The organism is Halalkalibacter kiskunsagensis, from assembly GCF_037027555.1.
Lineage (GTDB): Bacteria > Bacillota > Bacilli > Bacillales > Bacillaceae_D > Halalkalibacter > Halalkalibacter kiskunsagensis.
This window is the reverse complement of the sequence record NZ_JAXBLX010000034.1, coordinates 16483-37268: the sequence shown is the minus strand read 5'-3', so window position 1 is coordinate 37268 and position 20786 is coordinate 16483. Positions and strand designations below refer to the sequence as shown.

General features: G+C 36.1%; 20 protein-coding genes. 19 read left to right on the top strand and 1 reads right to left on the bottom strand.

What is annotated here, in order from left to right:
* Position 1: 1 nt before the first annotated feature.
* The 12 genes from SLH51_RS17745 to SLH51_RS17690 all read left to right on the top strand — a co-directional run bounded on the left by SLH51_RS17745 (position 2) and on the right by SLH51_RS17690 (position 14506).
* Positions 2-1165 (top strand): diphosphate--fructose-6-phosphate 1-phosphotransferase, encoded by a 1164-nt coding sequence (locus SLH51_RS17745; protein WP_335962765.1) that lies wholly within the window; start codon positions 2-4, stop codon positions 1163-1165.
* 39 nt (positions 1166-1204) lie between these two features.
* A complete protein-coding gene (locus SLH51_RS17740; RefSeq protein WP_335962764.1) occupies positions 1205-2095 on the top strand; it encodes a class II fructose-bisphosphate aldolase in 891 nt (296 codons plus the stop codon).
* 20 nt (positions 2096-2115) lie between these two features.
* On the top strand, positions 2116-3549 hold the full coding sequence (locus SLH51_RS17735) for an aldehyde dehydrogenase family protein (RefSeq protein WP_335962763.1): 1434 nt from the start codon (positions 2116-2118) through the stop codon (positions 3547-3549).
* 102 nt (positions 3550-3651) lie between these two features.
* The gene (gene glpK, locus SLH51_RS17730) at positions 3652-5142 is read left to right on the top strand and encodes a glycerol kinase GlpK (protein ID WP_335962762.1); all 1491 of its coding nucleotides are present in this window, start codon (positions 3652-3654) and stop codon (positions 5140-5142) included.
* Positions 5143-5285: 143 nt separating this feature from the next.
* Positions 5286-6977, top strand: a complete 1692-nt coding sequence (locus tag SLH51_RS17725; protein WP_335962761.1) for a glycerol-3-phosphate dehydrogenase/oxidase — start codon at positions 5286-5288, stop codon at positions 6975-6977.
* Positions 6978-7262: 285 nt separating this feature from the next.
* The gene (locus tag SLH51_RS17720) at positions 7263-8486 is read left to right on the top strand and encodes a Gfo/Idh/MocA family protein (protein WP_335962760.1); all 1224 of its coding nucleotides are present in this window, start codon (positions 7263-7265) and stop codon (positions 8484-8486) included.
* 155 nt (positions 8487-8641) lie between these two features.
* Positions 8642-9901, top strand: coding sequence for an ABC transporter substrate-binding protein (locus tag SLH51_RS17715; RefSeq protein WP_335962759.1), 1260 nt, complete (start codon positions 8642-8644; stop codon positions 9899-9901).
* 52 nt (positions 9902-9953) lie between these two features.
* Complete coding sequence (locus SLH51_RS17710) at positions 9954-10829, top strand: carbohydrate ABC transporter permease (protein ID WP_335962758.1); 876 nt, start codon at positions 9954-9956, stop codon at positions 10827-10829.
* A 17-nt stretch (positions 10830-10846) separates the two neighbouring features.
* The gene (locus SLH51_RS17705; RefSeq protein WP_335962757.1) at positions 10847-11662 is read left to right on the top strand and encodes a carbohydrate ABC transporter permease; all 816 of its coding nucleotides are present in this window, start codon (positions 10847-10849) and stop codon (positions 11660-11662) included.
* A gap of 324 nt (positions 11663-11986) precedes the next feature.
* Complete coding sequence (locus SLH51_RS17700) at positions 11987-12721, top strand: GntR family transcriptional regulator (RefSeq protein ID WP_335962756.1); 735 nt, start codon at positions 11987-11989, stop codon at positions 12719-12721.
* Between the two features lie 125 nt (positions 12722-12846).
* Entirely contained in the window at positions 12847-13404 is a 558-nt protein-coding gene (locus tag SLH51_RS17695; protein WP_335962755.1) for a glycerol-3-phosphate responsive antiterminator, read from the top strand.
* A gap of 199 nt (positions 13405-13603) precedes the next feature.
* Positions 13604-14506: an AEC family transporter gene (locus SLH51_RS17690; RefSeq protein WP_335962754.1), complete on the top strand. Its 903-nt coding sequence runs from the start codon at positions 13604-13606 to the stop codon at positions 14504-14506.
* A 332-nt stretch (positions 14507-14838) separates the two neighbouring features.
* Here SLH51_RS17690 and SLH51_RS17685 read toward each other — a convergent pair whose 3' ends face one another.
* Positions 14839-15378 carry a cupin domain-containing protein gene (locus SLH51_RS17685; protein ID WP_335962753.1) on the bottom strand — a complete coding sequence of 180 codons (540 nt, stop codon included), beginning with the start codon at positions 15376-15378 and terminating at the stop codon, positions 14839-14841.
* A gap of 282 nt (positions 15379-15660) precedes the next feature.
* Between SLH51_RS17685 and SLH51_RS17680 the strand changes: the two genes are divergently transcribed.
* The 7 genes from SLH51_RS17680 (at position 15661) to SLH51_RS17650 (ending at position 20575) form a co-directional block, all read left to right on the top strand.
* On the top strand, positions 15661-15915 hold the full coding sequence (locus SLH51_RS17680) for an alpha/beta hydrolase (RefSeq protein WP_335962752.1): 255 nt from the start codon (positions 15661-15663) through the stop codon (positions 15913-15915).
* Between the two features lie 28 nt (positions 15916-15943).
* The gene (locus tag SLH51_RS17675; RefSeq protein ID WP_335962751.1) at positions 15944-16723 is read left to right on the top strand and encodes a DODA-type extradiol aromatic ring-opening family dioxygenase; all 780 of its coding nucleotides are present in this window, start codon (positions 15944-15946) and stop codon (positions 16721-16723) included.
* A gap of 134 nt (positions 16724-16857) precedes the next feature.
* Positions 16858-17274: a DoxX family protein gene (locus tag SLH51_RS17670; RefSeq protein ID WP_335962773.1), complete on the top strand. Its 417-nt coding sequence runs from the start codon at positions 16858-16860 to the stop codon at positions 17272-17274.
* A 209-nt stretch (positions 17275-17483) separates the two neighbouring features.
* On the top strand, positions 17484-18095 hold the full coding sequence (gene wrbA / locus SLH51_RS17665) for an NAD(P)H:quinone oxidoreductase (RefSeq protein WP_335962750.1): 612 nt from the start codon (positions 17484-17486) through the stop codon (positions 18093-18095).
* Between the two features lie 362 nt (positions 18096-18457).
* Complete coding sequence (locus SLH51_RS17660; protein WP_335962749.1) at positions 18458-18790, top strand: hypothetical protein; 333 nt, start codon at positions 18458-18460, stop codon at positions 18788-18790.
* A 485-nt stretch (positions 18791-19275) separates the two neighbouring features.
* Positions 19276-19965, top strand: a complete 690-nt coding sequence (locus tag SLH51_RS17655) for a Dph6-related ATP pyrophosphatase (RefSeq protein WP_335962748.1) — start codon at positions 19276-19278, stop codon at positions 19963-19965.
* Between the two features lie 103 nt (positions 19966-20068).
* Positions 20069-20575, top strand: coding sequence for a GNAT family N-acetyltransferase (locus tag SLH51_RS17650; protein ID WP_335962747.1), 507 nt, complete (start codon positions 20069-20071; stop codon positions 20573-20575).
* Positions 20576-20786: the final 211 nt, after the last annotated feature.

The following is a 20786-nucleotide window of genomic DNA, read 5'->3' as shown; positions in this document are numbered from 1 at the left end:
CATGAAGAAAATTGCCATCGGGCAGGCTGGCGGACCGACTTCAGTAATCAACGCTACATTAGTTGGTTTTGTAAAGCAAACAATGAGTAAGTGCTCCTTAAGCTTTATTCGTAATGGATATGATGGTCTAGTTCATGGAGAGTTTATTGAAGGAAACGACACGACCTTGCAATGGATAACTCAACATGAAAAGGTACCAGGGGCTTGTCTCGGATCGGGACGATATCCTCTATCGGATGAAGAAATTGAGAAAGCTGTCAGGATCCTGCGTGAAAAGAGAATTGATGCACTTGTATTTATTGGCGGAAATGGAACAATGGAAGCCCTTTACAAGGTTGGGGTGGAGGCAAATCGACAAGGGTATGATTTGCAGGTGATCGGTCTTCCGAAAACGGTTGATAATGATCTTGGTTGTACAGACCACGCACCAGGATTTGGTAGTGCTGCAAAGTATGTAGCTCAGACGACAAGAGATATGAGTAGAGACTTACATGCTATGCAAAACTTTGAACAAGTAAGAATTTTAGAAACGATGGGACGAAATGCGGGTTGGCTAGCGGCTGCTTCTGGTTTTCTCAAAACATATGAAGAGGAAGGTCCTCACTTTATTGCTTTACCTGAACGTCAGATGAATCATGAAAAGCTTCTGCAATCAGTAGAAACAGCTCTTTATCGTTATGGTTTTGCAATTGTAGTAGTGAGTGAAGGGGTTTTATGGAATCAAGGTGCGCAAGTTGAACGTGATGTTGTAGGTGGCCGATCCGTTCTTGGAGGGATTTCAAAAGAGATAGAATTGTATTTGAAACAAGAATTGAATATAATGGCGCGGTCAGAATTATTAGGAATGAATCAAAGAAGTTATTCTCTAGCCGTATCGTCCGTTGACCAATCAGAAGCATACTTTGTTGGAGTTACTGGTGCGGATTGGATCAAAGAGGGACGAAGTGGGTTAATGGTAGCGATTGAAAGAACAAAAGGGCTAGCTTATAGTATTCATTTGAAACCAGTTGCATTAGGTGCGGTTGTTAGAGCAGGTGAAAGGGTAATGCCAGATCAATTTATAGATAACCTAAAAAGTTATTATGAGTGGTTAGAACCTATCATCGGTGATCATGTTTCGCCTTATCCGCCCTTATTTCAAATGAGAGATGTAAAAAGCAGTTAATCGTTTTAAAGGAATCTATTAATCTAGGAGGAATGATTTATGCCATTTGTAAACGGAAAAGAAATGTTAGAACATGCTCGTCAAAACGGTTATGGAATAGGGGCTTTTAGTGCTCACAATGCAGAAACAATTCAAGCGATTTTGGAGGCAGCACAAGAAGAACAGTCACCAATCATGATTCAAGTCGGTCAAAAAGTGATTCAAAATATTGGTTTAGAACCAATGAAAGTTCTTATTGATTCACTAGCAAAAAATGTTACGATTCCAATTGCTATTCACTTAGATCACAGTCGTCAATTTGAGCAAACAATGGAGGCAGTTCAAGTTGGATTTCAATCTGTTATGTTTGACGGATCGGCTCTCTCGTTTGATAGAAACATTGCTATTACGAAAAAGGTTGTTGAAATTGCAAGAGCGCTAGGTATCGGTAGTGAAGGTGAGATTGGGAAAATTGGTGGGACAGAAGACGATATTACTGTAGATGAAAAAGATGCACTCATTACAACAACAGATGAAGCAGTTGCATTTGTAGAGGCAACAGATGTCGATTATTTAGCTGTTTCGATCGGAACTGCGCATGGAATTTATAAAGAAACTCCGAAGTTACGTTTTGAACGGTTAAAGGAAATTGTCGATGCTGTAAAAAGACCAATCGTATTACACGGTGGCTCTGATGTCCCAGATGAGCAAGTACAACGAGCTATTTCACTTGGTGTTGCTAAGATTAACGTTGATACTGAACTTCGCCAAGCTTTTACAAGGGGTGTTCAATCAGCATTTCAAGATGATCTGAATAATATTGTTCTTGCAGATACATTAGGTGAAGGTAGAGAGTACATGAAACGAAAAGTACAAGAAAAGATCAGAGTTTTTGGAAGTGCGGGAAGAGCGAGTGAATTAATGAACGTTAAAAAGGTAGTAACGTTATAATCTAAAGGAGTGAATTAGTGATGAATACAATGGTAACAACCCCAACATACGGATTATTTATTAATGGAGAATGGCGTCAAAAAACGAATACATTCGATGTACTTAACAAATATACCCAGGAAGTAATAGCGAAAGCCTCTTATGCTGAAGAACAAGATGTTCATGATGCAGTCAAGGCTGCGAAGGAAGCATTAAAAATCTCATTATCTCCTTATGAACGTTACACGATTTTAAAAAAATCAGCAGAAGCATTAATAGAGCGTTTGGAAGAAGTTGCCCAAGTTTTAGCAGAAGAGGTTGGAAAGCCAATTTCAGAGTCACGAGGAGAAGTGGAGCGAGCGGCTCAAACGTTAGAAATTTCTGCAGAAGAAGCCAAACGGATACATGGAGAAGGAATTCCTGTAGAAGCTGCACCTGGATCTGAAAATCGTCAGGCTTTTACGAAGCGTGTTCCCGTTGGTGTTGTTGCTGCAATCACACCTTTTAATGTCCCTTTAAACTTGGTTTGCCACAAAGTGGGTCCTGCACTTGCAGCTGGGAATAGTGTTGTGTTAAAACCAGCTGAGGTTACGTCAGTCTCTGCACTCATTTTAACTGAGATTTTCGAAAAAGCAGGCCTACCAGCTGGGAAATTAAATCTAATTACTGGTAAAGGGTCTCAGACAGGAACGTGGCTACTAGAAAATCAAGATGTTAATATGTATACATTTACAGGAAGCCCTGGCGTCGGAAAATTGATTCGTGAAAAAGCAGGGTTACGGAAAGTGGCTCTTGAACTTGGAAATAACTCAGCTACAATTGTTCATAAAGACGCTAATATTGAACAGGCAGCTACACTTACAGCTCAAAAAAGCTTTAATAACGCGGGTCAAGTTTGTATCTCCGTTCAACGTGTTTATGTTCATGAAGATATCTATGAAACATTTATTGAGAAAATGAAAACAGCCACAAATGCCCTCGTGGTTGGTGATCCAAAAGATCCTGCTACAAATGTAGGACCTATGATCGCAGAGAAAGAAGCGATGAGAGTTGAAGAATGGGTTAACGAAGCCGTTTTTCAAGGAGCGAAAGTTGAAACGGGAGGAAAGAGAGACGGGGTATTTTATGCACCAACGATACTTTCTAATGTGAACGACGATATGAAAGTTTGCCGCGAGGAGGTCTTTGGACCAGTAGTGGCAGTTGATACTTATCGTGATGAGGATGAGGTAATAAGTCGTGTTAACGATTCTGACTACGGTTTACAAGCTGGACTCTTTACGAACAACCTTGCTTTTGCAATGAAAGCAGCAAACTTGATTGAAGTAGGTGGTCTTATTATTAATGACACCTCAGGGTATCGTGTTGATCAAATGCCGTATGGTGGTGTAAAGCAGAGTGGCACTGGTAAGGAAGGTCCTAAATACGCTATTGAAGAAATGACTGAAGAAAGAATCATCGTCTTTAACTTGTAGAAGAAAGGGATCCGTTTTGCGGGTTCCTTATTTTAAATAGAAGAAATTTAGTTTATAGTTAAATAGAGGAATAGATAATATTATCTTCTATGGAGGAAAGTTATGGAAAAGTATATTTTATCAATTGATCAAGGGACAACAAGCTCTCGTGCTATTTTATTTAATCAAAGTGGTGAAATTGTTCATATAGCTCAAAAGGAAATTACGCAGCATTTTCCTAATTCTGGGTGGGTAGAACATGATGCAAATGAAATTTGGGGCTCGGTTTTGTCAGTGATAGCTGCTTGTTTATCAGAATCAGAGACAAAACCAGAGCAAATAGCAGGTATTGGGATTACCAATCAACGTGAAACAACCGTAATCTGGGATAAGAAAACAGGAAACCCGATCTATCATGCAATTGTTTGGCAGTCACGGCAAACTGTAGATATATGTGAAGAGTTGAAGGAAAAAGGTTTTGAAAAAACAATCAAAGATAAAACAGGTTTGTTACTTGATCCTTATTTTGCTGGAACAAAAATAAAATGGATTTTGGATCATGTTGAAGGTGCAAGGGAATTAGCGGATAAAGGTGAGCTTCTCTTTGGAACAATCGATACTTGGTTAATCTGGAAACTTTCTGGTGGTAAGGCTCATGTGACTGATTATTCTAATGCTTCTAGGACTCTCTTATTTAATATCATTGATCTAAAATGGGATGATGAGTTGCTAGAAATGTTAACGGTTCCAAAATCAATGCTACCAGAAGTCAGACCATCTTCAGAAGTATATGCCAATACGGTTGATTATCATTTTTTTGGACAGCAAATACCGATTGCAGGTGCAGCAGGTGATCAACAAGCGGCGCTATTTGGTCAGGCTTGCTTTGAAAAAGGCATGGCTAAGAATACTTATGGTACTGGCTGTTTTATGTTAATGAATACTGGTAAAGATGCTGTTTTTTCTTCTAGTGGTTTATTGACAACGATTGCATGGGGAATCAATGGTAAAGTAGAGTACGCTTTAGAGGGCAGTATATTTGTAGCTGGTTCTGCAATCCAATGGCTTAGAGATGGATTACGAATGTTTCAAAATCCAAAAGAGACAGATGAATATGCGAGTAGAGTTGAATCAACGGAAGGAGTATATTTTGTACCAGCATTTGTCGGTTTAGGGACTCCTTATTGGGATAGTGACGTTAGAGGGGCCGTTTTTGGCTTAACTCACGGAACAACAAAGGAACATTTTATTCGAGCAACATTAGAGGCCTTGGCCTATCAAACAAAAGACGTTTTGGCTGTTATGGAGAAGGATGCGGGGAATTCTGTAAAGAAATTACGTGTTGACGGTGGGGCAGTACAAAATAACTTTCTAATGGAATTTCAAAGTGATATTCTTGATGTACCAGTCGAAAGGCCTGTTATAAGCGAAACTACTGCACTGGGTGCTGCGTATCTAGCTGGTCTTGCTGTTGGTTATTGGGAAAATCAAGAGCAAATCGCAACTCAATGGAAAATAGAAAGACAGTTTGAACCTGCAATGAATGAAGAGAAACGAAAAGAATTATACAACGGATGGAAAAAAGCAATTTCTTCAGCCATGAATTTTAAATAGTAGTACACGAAAAAACAATAATATGATATAATAGATTACAAGTTAATATTCGGTTGGAGACTATGAGAGGCCACAATACCCCTAATACTTAAATTAGTATTAGGCGTTTGTGGCCTCTTTTATTTTTTTAGGAGGGATTTATAATGACAACATATTTTTCGGCGGAAGATAGAACGAGTAGGTTAGAAGAAATGTCAAAACAAGATCATGATATTTTAGTAATTGGTGGGGGGATCACTGGGTCTGGGATTGCGCTAGACGCTAGCTCACGTGGGATGAAAACGGCACTAGTTGAAATGCAGGACTTTGCAGCTGGGACATCGAGTCGTTCAACGAAATTAGTTCATGGTGGTCTTCGTTATTTAAAGCAATTTGAAGTAAAGATGGTTGCTGAAGTAGGAAAAGAACGTGCAATTGTTTATGAAAACGGTCCACATGTAACGACGCCTGAATGGATGCTCCTCCCAATCTATAAAGAAGGTACTTTCGGCAAACTATCTACTTCTGTTGGTTTAAGAGTATATGACTACCTAGCTAATGTTAAGCGTAATGAGCGCAGAAAAATGCTAGATCAACAAGTGACTAAGAAAACTGAACCACTACTTAAACAAGATGGATTATTAGGTGGGGGCGTCTATGTTGAATATCGTACTGATGATGCCAGGTTAACGATCGAAGTCTTAAAGAAAGCAGTGGATCAAGGTGCATCAGCAGTGAATTACGCAAAAGTAGATAAATTTATTTATCAAAATAATAAGGTAGTGGGTGTAGTCGTTATCGACCAACTTACAAACCAAAGTTATAAGATCTTTGCTAATAAAATTGTGAATGCCTCAGGGCCTTGGGTAGATACGCTTCGTGAAAAAGATAATTCTAAAAAGGGAAAATCTCTTCACTTAACAAAAGGGATCCATTTAGTATTTGATCAGAAGAAATTTCCTTTAAAACAGGCAATATATTTTGATACACCAGATGGACGTATGGTCTTTGCAATTCCACGAGATGGGAAAACATACGTAGGAACAACAGATACAGTATATTCTGATGATATCATTCATCCACGAATGACCTTAAAGGACAAAGAATATGTGATAAATGCTATAAATTATATGTTTCCTAGTGTGGATATAACAAAAGATGACATTGAATCGAGTTGGGCTGGATTAAGACCGTTGATTCATGAAGATGGAAAGTCACCTTCGGAAATCTCACGTAAAGATGAAGTGTGGACTTCTGAATCGGGATTAATTACGATTGCCGGCGGTAAGTTAACAGGATATAGAAAGATGGCTGAAATGGTCGTTGACTTAATAGCAACGCAATTTAAAAACGAGGGAATAAAAATATTTAATGCATCGACTACAAAAACAATTAAAATTTCTGGAGGGGATTTTGGCGGTTCAGAAAATTTCCCTGAGTTTATTAGAAAAAAGACTTTAGAAGGCATGAAGGTAGGACTAACTAAAGAACAAGCAGAAAGACTCGTGAAAATGTATGGATCAAACATTGATATTTTATTTGAGTACGCAAACAATTATGAGCAAAAAGGCAAAAATGCAGGATTAGCATTAGATGTGTTCATGCAGCTTTTATATACTATGAAACAAGAAATGACTGTTCGACCTACCGATTTCTTTATTAGAAGAACAGGCGCACTCTTCTTCAATATTGATTGGGTTTACGAATGGAAAGAAGCGGTCGTCATGCAAATGGCAAACATTTTAGAATGGAGTCAAGATGAAGTGAAGGACAATATGAAAGAGCTAGATAAACATTTACATGATGCAGTAACAGCTATAGATGAGGAACAGGAGATAAATCAATATATTAGTTAAAGTTTGTAAGGTTAAGACTGAGTGAAATAAGTCAGCGTGAACGGGACTCCACCCGTTCGCGCTTGCTTTCAATTTAAATTCAAGTACAGGTCAAAGAAAAAGAATATAAGAAAATGTATTGATATCTGAAAATTAGGTGCTATAATAAAGTATAAATGAAATCGCTTACAAAATAGATTTCTTAAAAGGCGAGGTGACCACTCACTTTTGTAAAGATCGTAACGTTACTAATATTCATCGTGTCGTAATTTTATTGTTAATGAACATTGGAAGGGAGTGTAAAATATGGTGGATAAAGGAACTGAAATGAGAAATAAGTATATTTCTCGTAATTCAAAATTTGATTATTTACCTGATAATGATCGATACCTCACATTAGTAGAACAACCAAAATATAAATTTAACATTATTGGATGTGGGAACATGGGGCTCGAGCATATGAGAGTGACGATGTTAGAAGGCAGAGCCTCCATACATGGAGTATTTGATCCTAATCCGAAAAGTTTTAAACTGGCGAAAAAACAATTCTCTGAACTATCAACAGAACATACTTTAGTTGAATACGAGACTTTGGAAATGGCTTGCAATGATCGTGACGTTGATGGGTTGATCATTTGTACTCCAAACTATACCCATATTGATATTATTAAAGAGGCAATAAAATCAGGAAAACATATCTTGTTAGAAAAACCAATGACAACTACACTTGAAGATGCTCATCACATTGTACAGCTAGCCAAAAAATATAAAGCTGTTTTTCAAATCGGATTGCAGTATCGGTATAAAGCAATTTATGAGGAAGCAATCCATGAAGCTCTTAAAAGGAAAGCGCTTGGTGACATTAAAACGGTTAGTATTATGGAACATAGAGTTCCTTTTCTTGACAAGGTTAAGCAATGGAATAAGTTCTCAAAGTACTCAGGTGGTACGTTAGTAGAGAAATGCTGTCACTACTTTGATTTAATGAACTTATTTGCACAAGCTAAACCTGTACAGGTTTATGCTAGTGGGGGCATGGCTGTAAACTTTAAAGAGTTCGAATACGGTAAGGAAAAATCTGATATTATCGATAATGCTTTTGTTACGGTTTTATATGACAATGGAGTTCGTACTAATTTTAATTTATGCATGTTTTCTCCGTTATTCTATGAAGAATTAGTGATTTGTGGAGATGGTGGTCGTCTAAAAGCCTCAGAAAATGAAGATTTTCTTTCCGCCGGTAGACCGAGGAATCACCTTGAAGTGATGTTAGGGGAAGGTAAACCATCTAAAATCACGACACCTTGTTATCCAAAGCATATAGAGGAGAGTGGACATGGTGGGGGTACTTACTATGAACATGTCTATTTCGTGGATAACATCGAAGGAAAAAATACGTCGACTGCTACAGTCGAGGAAGGATTCTGGTCTGTAGTTGTTGGTATAGCTGCTGAACAGTCTTTGAAACAAGGAAAAGCAATTTCGGTAGAAGAGATGTTGAAAGAGTATGGTCTTTTAACCTATGCCTAGAATAATGTAATATTTAGCTTGATTGATGAATCGTATAGAAAGCGCTTACTTTGGGAAGTTTGACTTTCAAAGGGAGGTGTAGCTTAACAGATTTTCATAGGTAGTAACATTATTATAAAAGATAGTGTTGTAATTAATTTCTGAGGGGGATATTTATGAAAAAGTTTATTGGGGTTGCTGTATTTGTTTTGATGCTCTCTTTGGCTCTTATTGGTTGTTCAAGTGGAGGAAGTTCAGAATCGAGTTCAGGTGAAGAAACTGATGAACAAAAGACGATTAGTTTCATTCATTGGCGTGGGGAGGATACTGAGGTATTCAGAGAACTTATTGCAAAGTTTGAGAATGAAAATCCTCAGATTAAAGTAGATATGACTGTTTATCCTTCTGAGCAGTACCAATCAACAGCGCAAACATTATTAAGAGACGGTAATTCTGGTGATGTTTTTGCAGCTTTTCCAGGGTCTCAATTTCAAGTAATTAATCGTGCTGGCCTATTTTCTGATCTAACAGGTGAGTCTTTTGTAGAAAACTTTTCAGAAAATCTTATTCAAGCAGGGCAATTTGAAAAGAAACAATTAGCCTTGCCCCTTCAGTTAGTTTATAACCAGCCTGTGTATAATGTTGGTCTTTTTGAAGAATTAGGGCTGACGCCTCCAAATGATTGGGAAGGGTTTTTAGCTCTTTGTGAAACATTAAAAGAAAACGGGTACACTCCAATTGCCTTTCCTGGGGCAGATATTGGTCCAGGGCAGTTTATGAATAGTATGATGATGAACAACGCACCTGATGAAGACATTATCGTGAAACTTGAAAATGGCGAGGCAAAATTAACAGATGAATGGTGGGTGAAAACATTAGCTCAGTTCAAAGAATTAAATGATAAGGGATATTTACAAGAGGATTCGCTTGGAACAAGTAAAGAGGGAGCTTTTGCATTAATGGCACAAGAAAAAGCGGCGATGGTCGCTGCTGGTTCATATGCAATGGCAAGCATAAAAGAACAGAATCCTGACATTAAATTGAATTTGTTAGCACCAATTACGGTACCAGCATCTGAAGCAGTATATGAAGGAATTCATACAACCACGTTTATGTTAGGTGTGAACGCAACTTCTAGTAAGCAAGAAGAAGCAAAACAATTCATTGAGTTCCTAAGCGATCCAGAAAACGCATCTGTTTACGCAAATTCAACTGGGCAACATTTGACTGTAAATGGAGTGGAGTATACTTCAGAGGAGCTTAAGGATACTGCAATTTGGATGGAGAAACATACGCGCTTCCAGCCACGATACTTAATTTCAAATGCTGATATTATGAATTCAGCTACAGGATCAATCCAAGCAGTTATTGGCGGCACTGATCCGGAAAAAGCAGCTTCAGAAGCACAAAAAATTGTGGATCAAAACATTAATTAAAGTGAAGAGGAAGAGATTCTCTTCCTCTTCACTTTAAGATTGGAGGATTATTATGAAGCATAGTAAATGGTTATTTCTCTTTTTAGTCCCTGGTTTTATCCTTTACGCTACTTTTTTTATTTTCCCAACTTTAAGTGCATTATTTTACTCGTTTACAGATTGGGATGGTCTAACACCTACTTTTAATTATGTAGGGTTTGAAAACTATATTAATATTTTCACTAATGATTATATTTTTCAAAAATCAATAGGCAATAACATGAAGTTTATGTTGTTTGTCGTTGTTTTCCAAACACTGTTCTCATTAATTTTTGCACTTTTTTTAGTGAAAAATACTAAAGGTAACGTATTTTTACGAGCTGTATACTTTTTCCCGACGATTTTATCTTCAGTATCTGTAGCCTTTATTTGGTCATATATGTACGATCCTGGACTTGGGCTTGTTAATACATTATTAACTCAATTAAATCTAGAATTCTTAACTCAAAACTGGCTCGGAAATGCTGATATAGCTATTTATTCAATTGCTATTGTACAGGTTTGGTTTCACACAGGTCAGATGCTAATCATATTTGTTGCTGGGTTACAAGCAATTCCGAAAGACTTATATGAGGTAGCTGAAGTTGAAGGAGCCAATCGGTGGCAAACTTTTCGAAAGGTGACATGGCCATTAGTTGCCCCAGCGGCAACGATTGTTGTTGCCTACACAACCATTCAATCCTTTAAAGCATTTGACCTCATCTTTGCGATGACACGTGGGGGTCCGAACTATTCTACGGAAATTTTAGCTACTCTTATTTATAATACAGCTTTTAGAAAATTTGAGTTTGGCTATGCATCAGCCCAATCAGTCGTTTTTATGATTATTATAGCTTTAATTACAATCTTACAATTTAGAATTCTAAGAGCTAACCGTGTAAATTACTAAGAAAGGAGAATGGTAATATGAGATATAAAATAGGGAAAAATATACTACTCACTGTTTTTGCATTGTTAATTTTAGTCCCAGTGACAATGATCTTTTTTACAACGTTTAAAACAACTGGTCAAATGTACGAAAGTCCATTAGGGCTGCCAACATCATTTGACTTTGAAAATTATTTTTCACTTTTTCAAAATCAAAATATGGGAACTTACTTTTCAAATAGTGTAATTGTTACATTAGTCTCAGTATTTACAACTATATTTTTTGCAAGCTTAGTTGCATTTGCAATAACTAGAATTGGAGGCGTACTAGGTGGAGTTATATTTGCCATTTTTTCTATTGGAATGATGGTGCCAGCTCAAGTTAACATGATCCCTCTTTATAATTTAGTTTATAATCTAGGTCTTACAAATAGTTTAGTTGGGTTAATGTTGGTAAATATCTCAGTGACATTACCGGTTGCTGTATTTATTTTATCTGGATTTATGAAAACATTGCCTAAAGAGCTTTTTGAAGCATGCACGATTGATGGTGCAAACAATTGGTTAATCTATCGAAAAATTGCTATTCCATTGTCATTACCATCAATCTCAGCAACAGCAATATTTTTATTTGTAATGCATTGGAATGATTTATTGTATCCTTTGCTCTTTATTACAAAAGATGACCGAAAAACATTGCCATTAGCCCTTCTTGAGTTTCAAGGTGAGTATTTAACAAATTACCCAATGTTGTTTACGGGAGTTATGATTGCATCTGCTCCGATGATTCTTACTTATTTATTTTTACAACGGTATTTTATTGCTGGTATGACGGCTGGTTCTGTTAAAGGGTAATGTAAAAGGTTGTAACGATACAATCTTTTTTGTAACCTATTCACTAAGGTATGTTATAATATGGGTATTAAGAAACTGAAAAGGTAATTAGAATTCACTTAAAAACCAAACATATTTAAATTGAAACTTATGAAGTAAATAAGGTGGAATTGCTTAAGGGAATGAATTAGGATTGTGAATTTCCCTATAAATAAATTCCTAATGTACTACTGTGGTTAAGTGTGGCAAAGATGATTTTCTACTATCACCCTTTGATTTTCCACTATTTTAAAGACAGAAGGAATAAAAAAACTCCACCTTCTTACATCGGAAGGAGAATAGAAAATGGGCCATTCTCAACTGGATCATAATAGCCCCATTCCGCTATACCATCAAATAAAAGACATATTAGTGGCTAGAATTACCGAGAAAGTTTGGAAGGAAGGCGACTTAATTCCGACTGAAACTGAGTTAATGACTGAATTTGATGTAAGTCGTACAACATTGCGGCAGGCTATTACGACACTTGTAAATGAAGGTTTACTTGAAAAGCGTCAAGGGAAAGGGACAATTGTCAAATCTTTAAAACTGACGGGGACATTAGGACGTTTAACAGGATTCGCTGAGGAAATTATGGAAAAAGGTTATATACCAAATTCAAAATTATTGAGAGCTGAATTCAGAGATGATCTATTTATTGAAAAGAAAAAACTTCACGTCCCAGACGATAAGTCGATACTCCTGATTCAACGTATACGTTTTGCAAACGATGAGCCTATCGCTCTTGAGAAAACGAGTTGGCCAGAGAATATTGGTAATATTTTAATGAAGCATGATTTGGCAGGAGCGAAATTTTATCAAATATTAGAAGAGAGTGGCGTTTATTTAAAAAAAGCCAGTGAAACAATTTCAGCAGTAAATGCAACTCCTTATGAGGCAGATTTATTAGGTGTTAGCGCTGGAACAGCTTTGCTTGATATGACTAGATTAAGTTATGGTATAAATGATGAACCTATTGAGTTTACGCAAACCAAATACCGCTCTGACCGTTATCAATATAATATTGATTTGAATAGGTAATATATATTGATATTTAGCGGAGTCTTTCTTTTAAAAGTAATGCTCTTATTAACGGGCATTACTCTTTTTGTAGCACTACTTGGATTTAGGTTTGCTAAGATAAGAGAAGGGGTGTGATAAGGAAGATGAGTTTCCAAGGACAGAACATTATTCCAGCGATAACTAATATGAAGGACTACGAAAAAATGTTGAATAGCCCATATGAATACGGTGTATTTTTAGACTTACATATTTCAACGTTGAAAAATGTATTTGCTTTGGCAAAAAAACATAATAAAAAGATGTTCTTACATGCAGATCTAGTTCAAGGATTAAAAAACGATGAATATGGTGCGGAATTTCTTTGCCAACAAATTAAACCGTATGGTCTGATTTCTACAAGAGGAAGTGCAATTATAAAAGCTAAACAAAATGGTATAGTAGCAATTCAAAGAGCATTTATTATTGATTCTAATGCTATGAAACGTAGTATTTCGTTAATGGATAAAACTAAACCTGACTATATTGAAATTTTACCTGGATTAATTCCTAAAATCATTAAGCAGGTTAAAGAGGAAACGGGAAAAGAAGTATTTGTGGGTGGACTAATTGAGACAGTCGAAGAGGCAAATCAAGCATTAGAAGCTGGTGCTTCTGCTATTACTACTTCTAATATTGATTTGTGGGACTATTATAAAGGATAAAAAATAAACATGTAACTTAAAGGTTATATGTTCCATATAAAAGATCGTTATGTTACTATGAATTATCTTGTCATAATGACTTAATGAAAGTGTTAAGGGACACTTTTGAGTTTGAATGCGCTTAAAAAAAGAAAAGGAACAACGAAAGTAACCCTCTTCGAACAACCAAGTGAATTGTATAGAATAGAGGTGATGTAAAATGGTATTCATTCAAATTCTTTTACCAATTTTTATAATTTTTGCAATAGGATTCATAGGACAAAAGAGAATCGGATTTGATGTTCGCAATCTTTCTGTAATGGCTCTTTATTTAATGTCACCATTTCTTGCTTTTAGAACATTCTATCAAACTCCGTTGGACATAAAGTATGTTCATATGTTGATTTATTCTATTTTATTATGTGCTGTATTGATAGTTTTGATAAAAATAATAGGAAGAATAGGGGGGTATTCCCACTCTGAAAAATGCGGAACCATTCTAGCAGCTGCGTTTATGAACAATGGAAATTATGGAACGCCGGTGGTTTTATTTGCATTTGGGACAGCCGGCCTAGATTATGCAGTTGTCTTAATGGTTCTTCAAACTTTTTTAATGAGTACAGTTGGATTATTTGTTGCAGCCCAGGGAGGAAGTAAGGGCGGAGGCAGTAAGAGTTCATTAGCTTCAATAGTAAGAATGCCTATTATATACGGTGCTTTAGGAGGAGTATTTTTTCAATTAATTTCGGTTAAGATACCTGACTATATCTTTATTGCAGTAGATTTTATTGCCGATGCGACCGTACCAACCATAATGATCATCTTAGGTATGCAACTAGCCTCCATCATTTTAAAAAATGTACCAATTTTGAAAGTTTCTGTTGCGCTGGTAATTAGATTGCTACTTTCTCCAATTATTGCTTATACAATAACGTTAATTTTACCAGTTGATGAAATGTTAGCAAAGATAATGATACTAATGGCAGCCATGCCAACAGCAGCAAATACAACTATGTATTCCCTACAGTTTAATACTGAACCTGATCTTGTCTCCAGCAGTACTTTAATAAGTACGTTATTAAGCCTAATAACTTTACCAATATGGTTATATGTTTTGCTATAACCAATTGTAGTTATGGTTGTTCTCATTATAGGAACCCCTGGTAAAAATAGCTAAATAACTGGCGATTACATTAGTGTTCTCTTAAATCCCGCAATTCAAGCGTTAGTAAAGAGGTGAGTAGTTCAAAAATTTTAAATAAACCCTTACTACCAGTTGAATTATCTTTTGACTACATCATTAGTAATGAGATTATAAATTAAACTGAAATGAAAGAAATATATATGAAACAAGTAAAATCGAAGAAGAATTAATTCAAAAAGAAATAGTGATATGCTCACTATTTCATTTTGAAAATTGTAGACACTACATCCAATAGTTGACGTAAACAATGCTTAAAAAACATCATTAAGTTCAGTATCTGAATAGACGGAAATTAAAACGGTTGCTTTTCCATCGCCAATATTTTTAACAAAATGGGGTACACTTGCGTTCCAACTGAAAGAATCCCCTTCTTCAATAATCATCGAGTCTTCGCCTTGCTCTGCTAGAACTTTTCCCTCTAATACTAAATGGCATTCCTCTCCTTCATGGGCATTTGCTTCACCCATTGATGTACCTGGAGGAAATTCAACGAGCATCATTCTTAATCCGCCTTTGGACGTTAAATGCTCTATTTTTAAGTTATTAAAGGTAGAGTATGTTCTTTCAGCTTTCCGAACGACGCGCATGTGCTGCTGCTTTTCTAATAATAAATATGGCAGGGGCACTCCAAGAAAGGTTGATATTGTTTGCAATGTGTTAATTGATGGAGAGGTGTTATTGTTTTCGACATTGCTTATAAATCCTTTTGAAAGTCCTGTATCTTCACACATTTGAGCAATGGTTATCTTTTTCCTATTTCGTATCGCGCGAATTTTTGATCCTATTTCCAAATTATCACCTCGAATGTTTCCTAATAAAAAACTTATTCCTATATTAGCAAATAAATGATTGACAATCCACAAATGAATTTGTTATCTTTTAGATAATAAATATTCGTATTAAGAAACAAAACAAAATATTTCTGTGTTTTATTTTTTTTGTATGTTTGTTTTCTTATATGAATATATTGTTTTTATATGGTAACAAAATGCTTGTTTTAAATCGATCATTTCGATCTAGAACTGAGATACAAAGGCAAACTATTAACAGGTTGAAACTAGTGTTAAGAAAGGATGGTTGCTCTAAGTGAATACATCCCTGGTTTCGTCAAGGATGAATATAACGTAAAGCCTGTTAATCAAATGTCCTTATTTATTTCTCATGGGGAAATGGATCAAATCCTACCTTATGAGTGGAGACTAGCAAATCATGAGTATTTTCAAGAGTTGGGTGCAACTGTAACGTTAAAACGTATCAAGAAAGACATACAGTATCATTACAAACACAATGAGTACATGAAATGGATTCCTGATTCTTTAGGAAAGTAAAAAAATAAACATTTGAGGAGATGATTTCATGATTCCGTCTTTATTTATCGCTCATGGAGCGCCGTTACTAGCAATTGAAAACAATGAGTACACTCAGTTTTTACAGCAGTTAGGTAACACCTTGCCAAGACCGAAGGCGATTGTTATATTTTCGGCTCACTGGGAGTCACAAATTCAAAAAGTGAGCCGTGTCGATGAGTATGAAACCATTTATGATTTTGGTGGATTTCCAGATGCTTTGTTTCAAATTAAATACCCGGCAAAGGGAGATGAAGAAATCACAAAAGAATTAGAAGAATTGTTCACGAGCCAAGGTGTTTCTTATGAGATTGAAACAAAACGAGGATTAGATCATGGAGCCTGGGGCGTTCTAAGAATGCTATATCCAAATGCGGATATTCCTGTCATTTCGATGTCCATAAACCCACATCTTTCACCAATGGAGCAGTATAGGGTTGGAAAATCTTTGTCGGAGTTAAGGGAAAAGGATGTTTTAATAATCGGCAGCGGGGGAACCGTGCATAATCTCGGGGCATTGAATTGGGAAAAAGATGGGGAAGTGGATGATTGGGCACTTGAGTTTGATGAATGGTTAGCAAGTCAGCTGAAGGCTTGGGATATAGAGGCCCTTTTCAACTATGATTCATTAGCACCTAACGCTCAACATGCTGTACCGCCATATGGCATCGAGCACTTTGTTCCGATATTTTACACAATGGGTGCAGCTGGTGATCACCAAACAGCAAAATTATTACACCGTAGTTATCGATATGGAAACTTAAGTCACAGTGTTTGGAAATTTGGTTGATTAATTACAAATTACTAGGTATTAAGAAGTGACTTACGAAATTAAAGTGAAATATCTTGAATTCATAATATATGATATGGTAGTATATGTACCAGAGATAAGTAAATAGTAAAAAAATTGGAGGAGACAATATGATGGTAAACAAAAATGAAATTGGAGCACTACTATTACGAGTTACGTTAGGGATTGTTTTTATAGCTCATGGTACTGTGAAATTTCAAGGTGGTATAGAAAATATAGTAGGTTGGTTTGATAGCATTGGATTGCCAGGGTTTTTGGCTTATATTGTGGCAATAATGGAATTGGCTGGAGGGATCGCTTTAATCTTAGGCTTAGGAACTCGAATTGTGTCTGCTTTATTGGCACTTTTATTGATTGGCGCTATTGTTAAAGTACAATTAGCAGCTGGTTTTATAGGTGGGTATGCTTATGATGTTGTCTTACTAGTAATGTCAGTTTATCTGTTCTTAAATGGAAGTACGTTAGTCTCTTTGGGGCAACTGTTCTTTAAAGATCAAGAAGACAAAAGTAAGTTTGGTAAATCAGCTTAATTATCTCGGAATGAAGAATTATGAATTTGAGACAGGGAATAAAATTCCATAATAAGGGGATAAGAACATGAAGACATTGAAAATGGTTCATTTTCAGTGGGGGTGGTTCTTATAGAGTAAGTAGATATAACTAAATAGAAAAAAGTAGGTGTATGAGTGTGGGATTTTTAGAAAAACTATTTGGAAACAACTCAAAGGAGACGAAAAACATGTCAAATATAAAATTAGCAGTTATCTATTACAGTTCAACAGGAACAAACTATCAATTAGCAAAATGGGCTGAAGAAGGTGGAAAAGCAGCAGGGGCAGAAGTGAAAGTATTAAAAGTTCCTGAGCTTGCGCCACAATCAGCAATTGATTCAAATCCAGCTTGGAAAGCGCATGTTGAAGAAACGAAAGACGTTCCAGAAGTAACATTAGATGATCTTGAATGGGCAGATGCGATTGTCTTTAGTGTACCAACGCGCTTTGGTAACATGCCTGCACAAATGAAACAGTTTATCGATACAACTGGCGGTCTTTGGTTTAATGGCAAACTCGCAAACAAAGCAGTAAGTGCCATGGCTTCAGCAAGTAACGCACACGGTGGTCAAGAAGCAACCATTCTTTCTCTTTACACAACCATGCATCACTGGGGTGCAATTATTGCATCTCCTGGTTACACAGACCCAGTACAATTCACTTCTGGTGGAAACCCGTACGGAGTAAGTGTAACAGTCGGTCAAGATGGGGTTATGCAAGAAAATGTAGAAGAAGCAGCAAAATACCAAGCAAAACGCACAGTACAAGTTGCAGAGTGGATTAAAAAAGGGAATCAGTAAAATAGAAAGAGCTAATCGAAAATCGATTAGCTCTTCTTTGTTAGGTAGGCTTTTCTAATTAAACTTGCGGAGTTGCAGTTATGTTAAAATTTAAGGTCGTAATATTATGGACATGGAAAAGTTTCGTTAGGGAATGAAACAAATGATTTTATTTGGACTGATATTATGACCGTAAAAACGTCAACTCAATGCAATCATCTTACTAAAACTACATAAAGTGTACTTGATCAAAAAGAGGGTGACCATTCTAATGTTCAACAATAGTCCTGCTCACGATTGAGAAAGTTCGTCCTCATAATTATGTGAAAAAGAAAAATACTAAAGTTGTAGGAAGATGATAAACTAAAAGGAGAGCTAACTAAATGATGAATTCAATGCTCAATCATATTCGCTGGATAAGAACTGTATTTAATTCGGGTAGACGTACGCAGCAATTATTTGGAGCTAGACGCAACAATCGCGGTGGAATGCTATTCTCAGTTTTAGGATTAGGAATTGGCGCTACGGCTTATAGTCTGTTAAGAGGTCGGGAAAATGGAATGCAACAAATGAATCAACCTATTCCTAATTTCCTTAAAAACGCTCAAATCAACACAATCGGAAAACAAAATCAAATCGCTTTAGCAGAGTTCTCAGAAGAACTAACGACTGAACCATCGAAGAAGGTGGTCGATGAATTCGAAGACCTTTTTTAAGTTTTTGAATTGCTTTTACTACTTCATTTAGAGCAGTCATTGAGGCGCTTTAAATGAAGTATTAATTATTAATTATATTACTATGAAAATCATAATATTTGGTGTTTGGAATTGTGAGAATTGATGATAGTGAGTTTAGTAGAATAGAATGTTTCATCCTTTTCAGTATGGAAACAAAAGGATACATAGTATTGTTAATCTTCTGAATCACTTGATATACATTTTTTTGGACAGGAAGATTTACCTCAAGACTTGTTAAAAATGCATCTCTACTGGTTGAAGGATGCTCTTTCAAAGAATGAACGAGTATTTATTCGTTAAGTTTTCGGATTATTGGAGTTCGTTAGTTAACAAGGGATGAGGTATCTTGCAAATTTTCTTTATCTCCACAGTAGTAGGAGCTTCTATTAATGAGGATAACGCCTTTAAATGTTTAATTCATGGTAAGATATTTACATAAAACTCACTAAAAAGGTTGTGGGAATTTGATAGAAAACAAAGTAAAAAAGGTAGCTGTTTGCTGGAGTGGTGGGAAAGATAGTTGTCTTGCTTTAATCCGTATACTAAAAGAAAACCATGAGGTTATTTGTTTATTATCTATGGTTTCAGAAAAAGATGCCCGAAATCACGCACATGGCATACAGTTAGAAATTTTAAAATTACAAGCTAATGCATTGGGATTGCCTTTAATTTTGGTAGATTCAGCAGGGGAATATGAGCTTTCCCTAAAGAGGTCACTTTCCTACTTAAAAGAGAAATTGGGGGTAGAAGCGATTGTATTTGGTAGTTTATATTCTAAAGAAGATAGAATGTGGAATGAGCAAGTGGCATATAAATCAGGTATTGAGCCTCTATTTCCTGTATGGATTTCGCAAACCCACTCTTCCAAACTTCTTTATGAATTTATATCGCTAGGTTTTCGTTCAGTAGTTTGTCGTGCTTCTACTAAATATTTTGACCGAACATGGGCTGGTAGATACCTTGATTGGAGTTTTTATGACGAGATCCAACAAACAGATAGTTGCGTTATGGGTGAATTAGGAGAATATCATACATTTGTTTTAGACGGTCCAATCTTTCATAAAAAGATTGAACCGATTAAATCAGAAGTTGTTTTGAATTCTGGATTATGGTCTTTAGATATCCAAACGTGTCATTTATTGGCCAAAACATAGCTGTACGTAACGAATCGAATACTTTAGGCTTTTCAAGTTTGATTGTAGTTTATTATAATCGATTCATAAGTTCTATTTAGTTATATGTATTGAGGTGATTTTGTTGGGGAGTAATGTGAAAATTGAACAAATTAAATCAATCGAAGCACACGTTGATGAACTTTCCGAACTTCTGATACAGATAGTAGAAGATGGTGCATCGATTGGCTTTTTACCACCACTGCAATTATCGGATGCTATTAAATATTGGAGAAATGTATTAAATCCAGAAGTGCTTCTATTTGTCGCTAAAATAAACAATCGGATAGTTGGAAGTGTACAATTGCAGCTATGTACTAAGCAAAACGGTGGTCATAGAGCTGAAATTGCAAAACTAATGACACACCCTAATTATCGACGCAATGGTATTGGTCGTTCACTTATGGAAAAAGCTGAAGATCGAGCCAAGCAGGAAGGCAGGTCATTATTAGTTCTCGATACAAGAGAAGGTGACCCATCTAATCTTCTTTATTCTTTAATTGGTTATATGCAGGCTGGTAAAATCCCTCATTATGCGAAATCGGCAAATGGAGAATTACATGCTACCGTTTTTTACTATAAATCTTTTTAAATTAAAGGCGTTCTCATAAAAAGGTATTTCTGTGGACGAGGGAAGTTTGTGAGTATCTGTTGCATCAGTATGCTAAAGAGGATCGAGTATTATTAGTTATCTAAAAGAGGATTACAGTTGTGATCTTCATTTTTTGAATATTAACAAAGGTAAAAAAAATGTGAAGAAGAAAAGATCTCAGAAGTTCAAGAATGCTTGTAAAAGAAAAAGC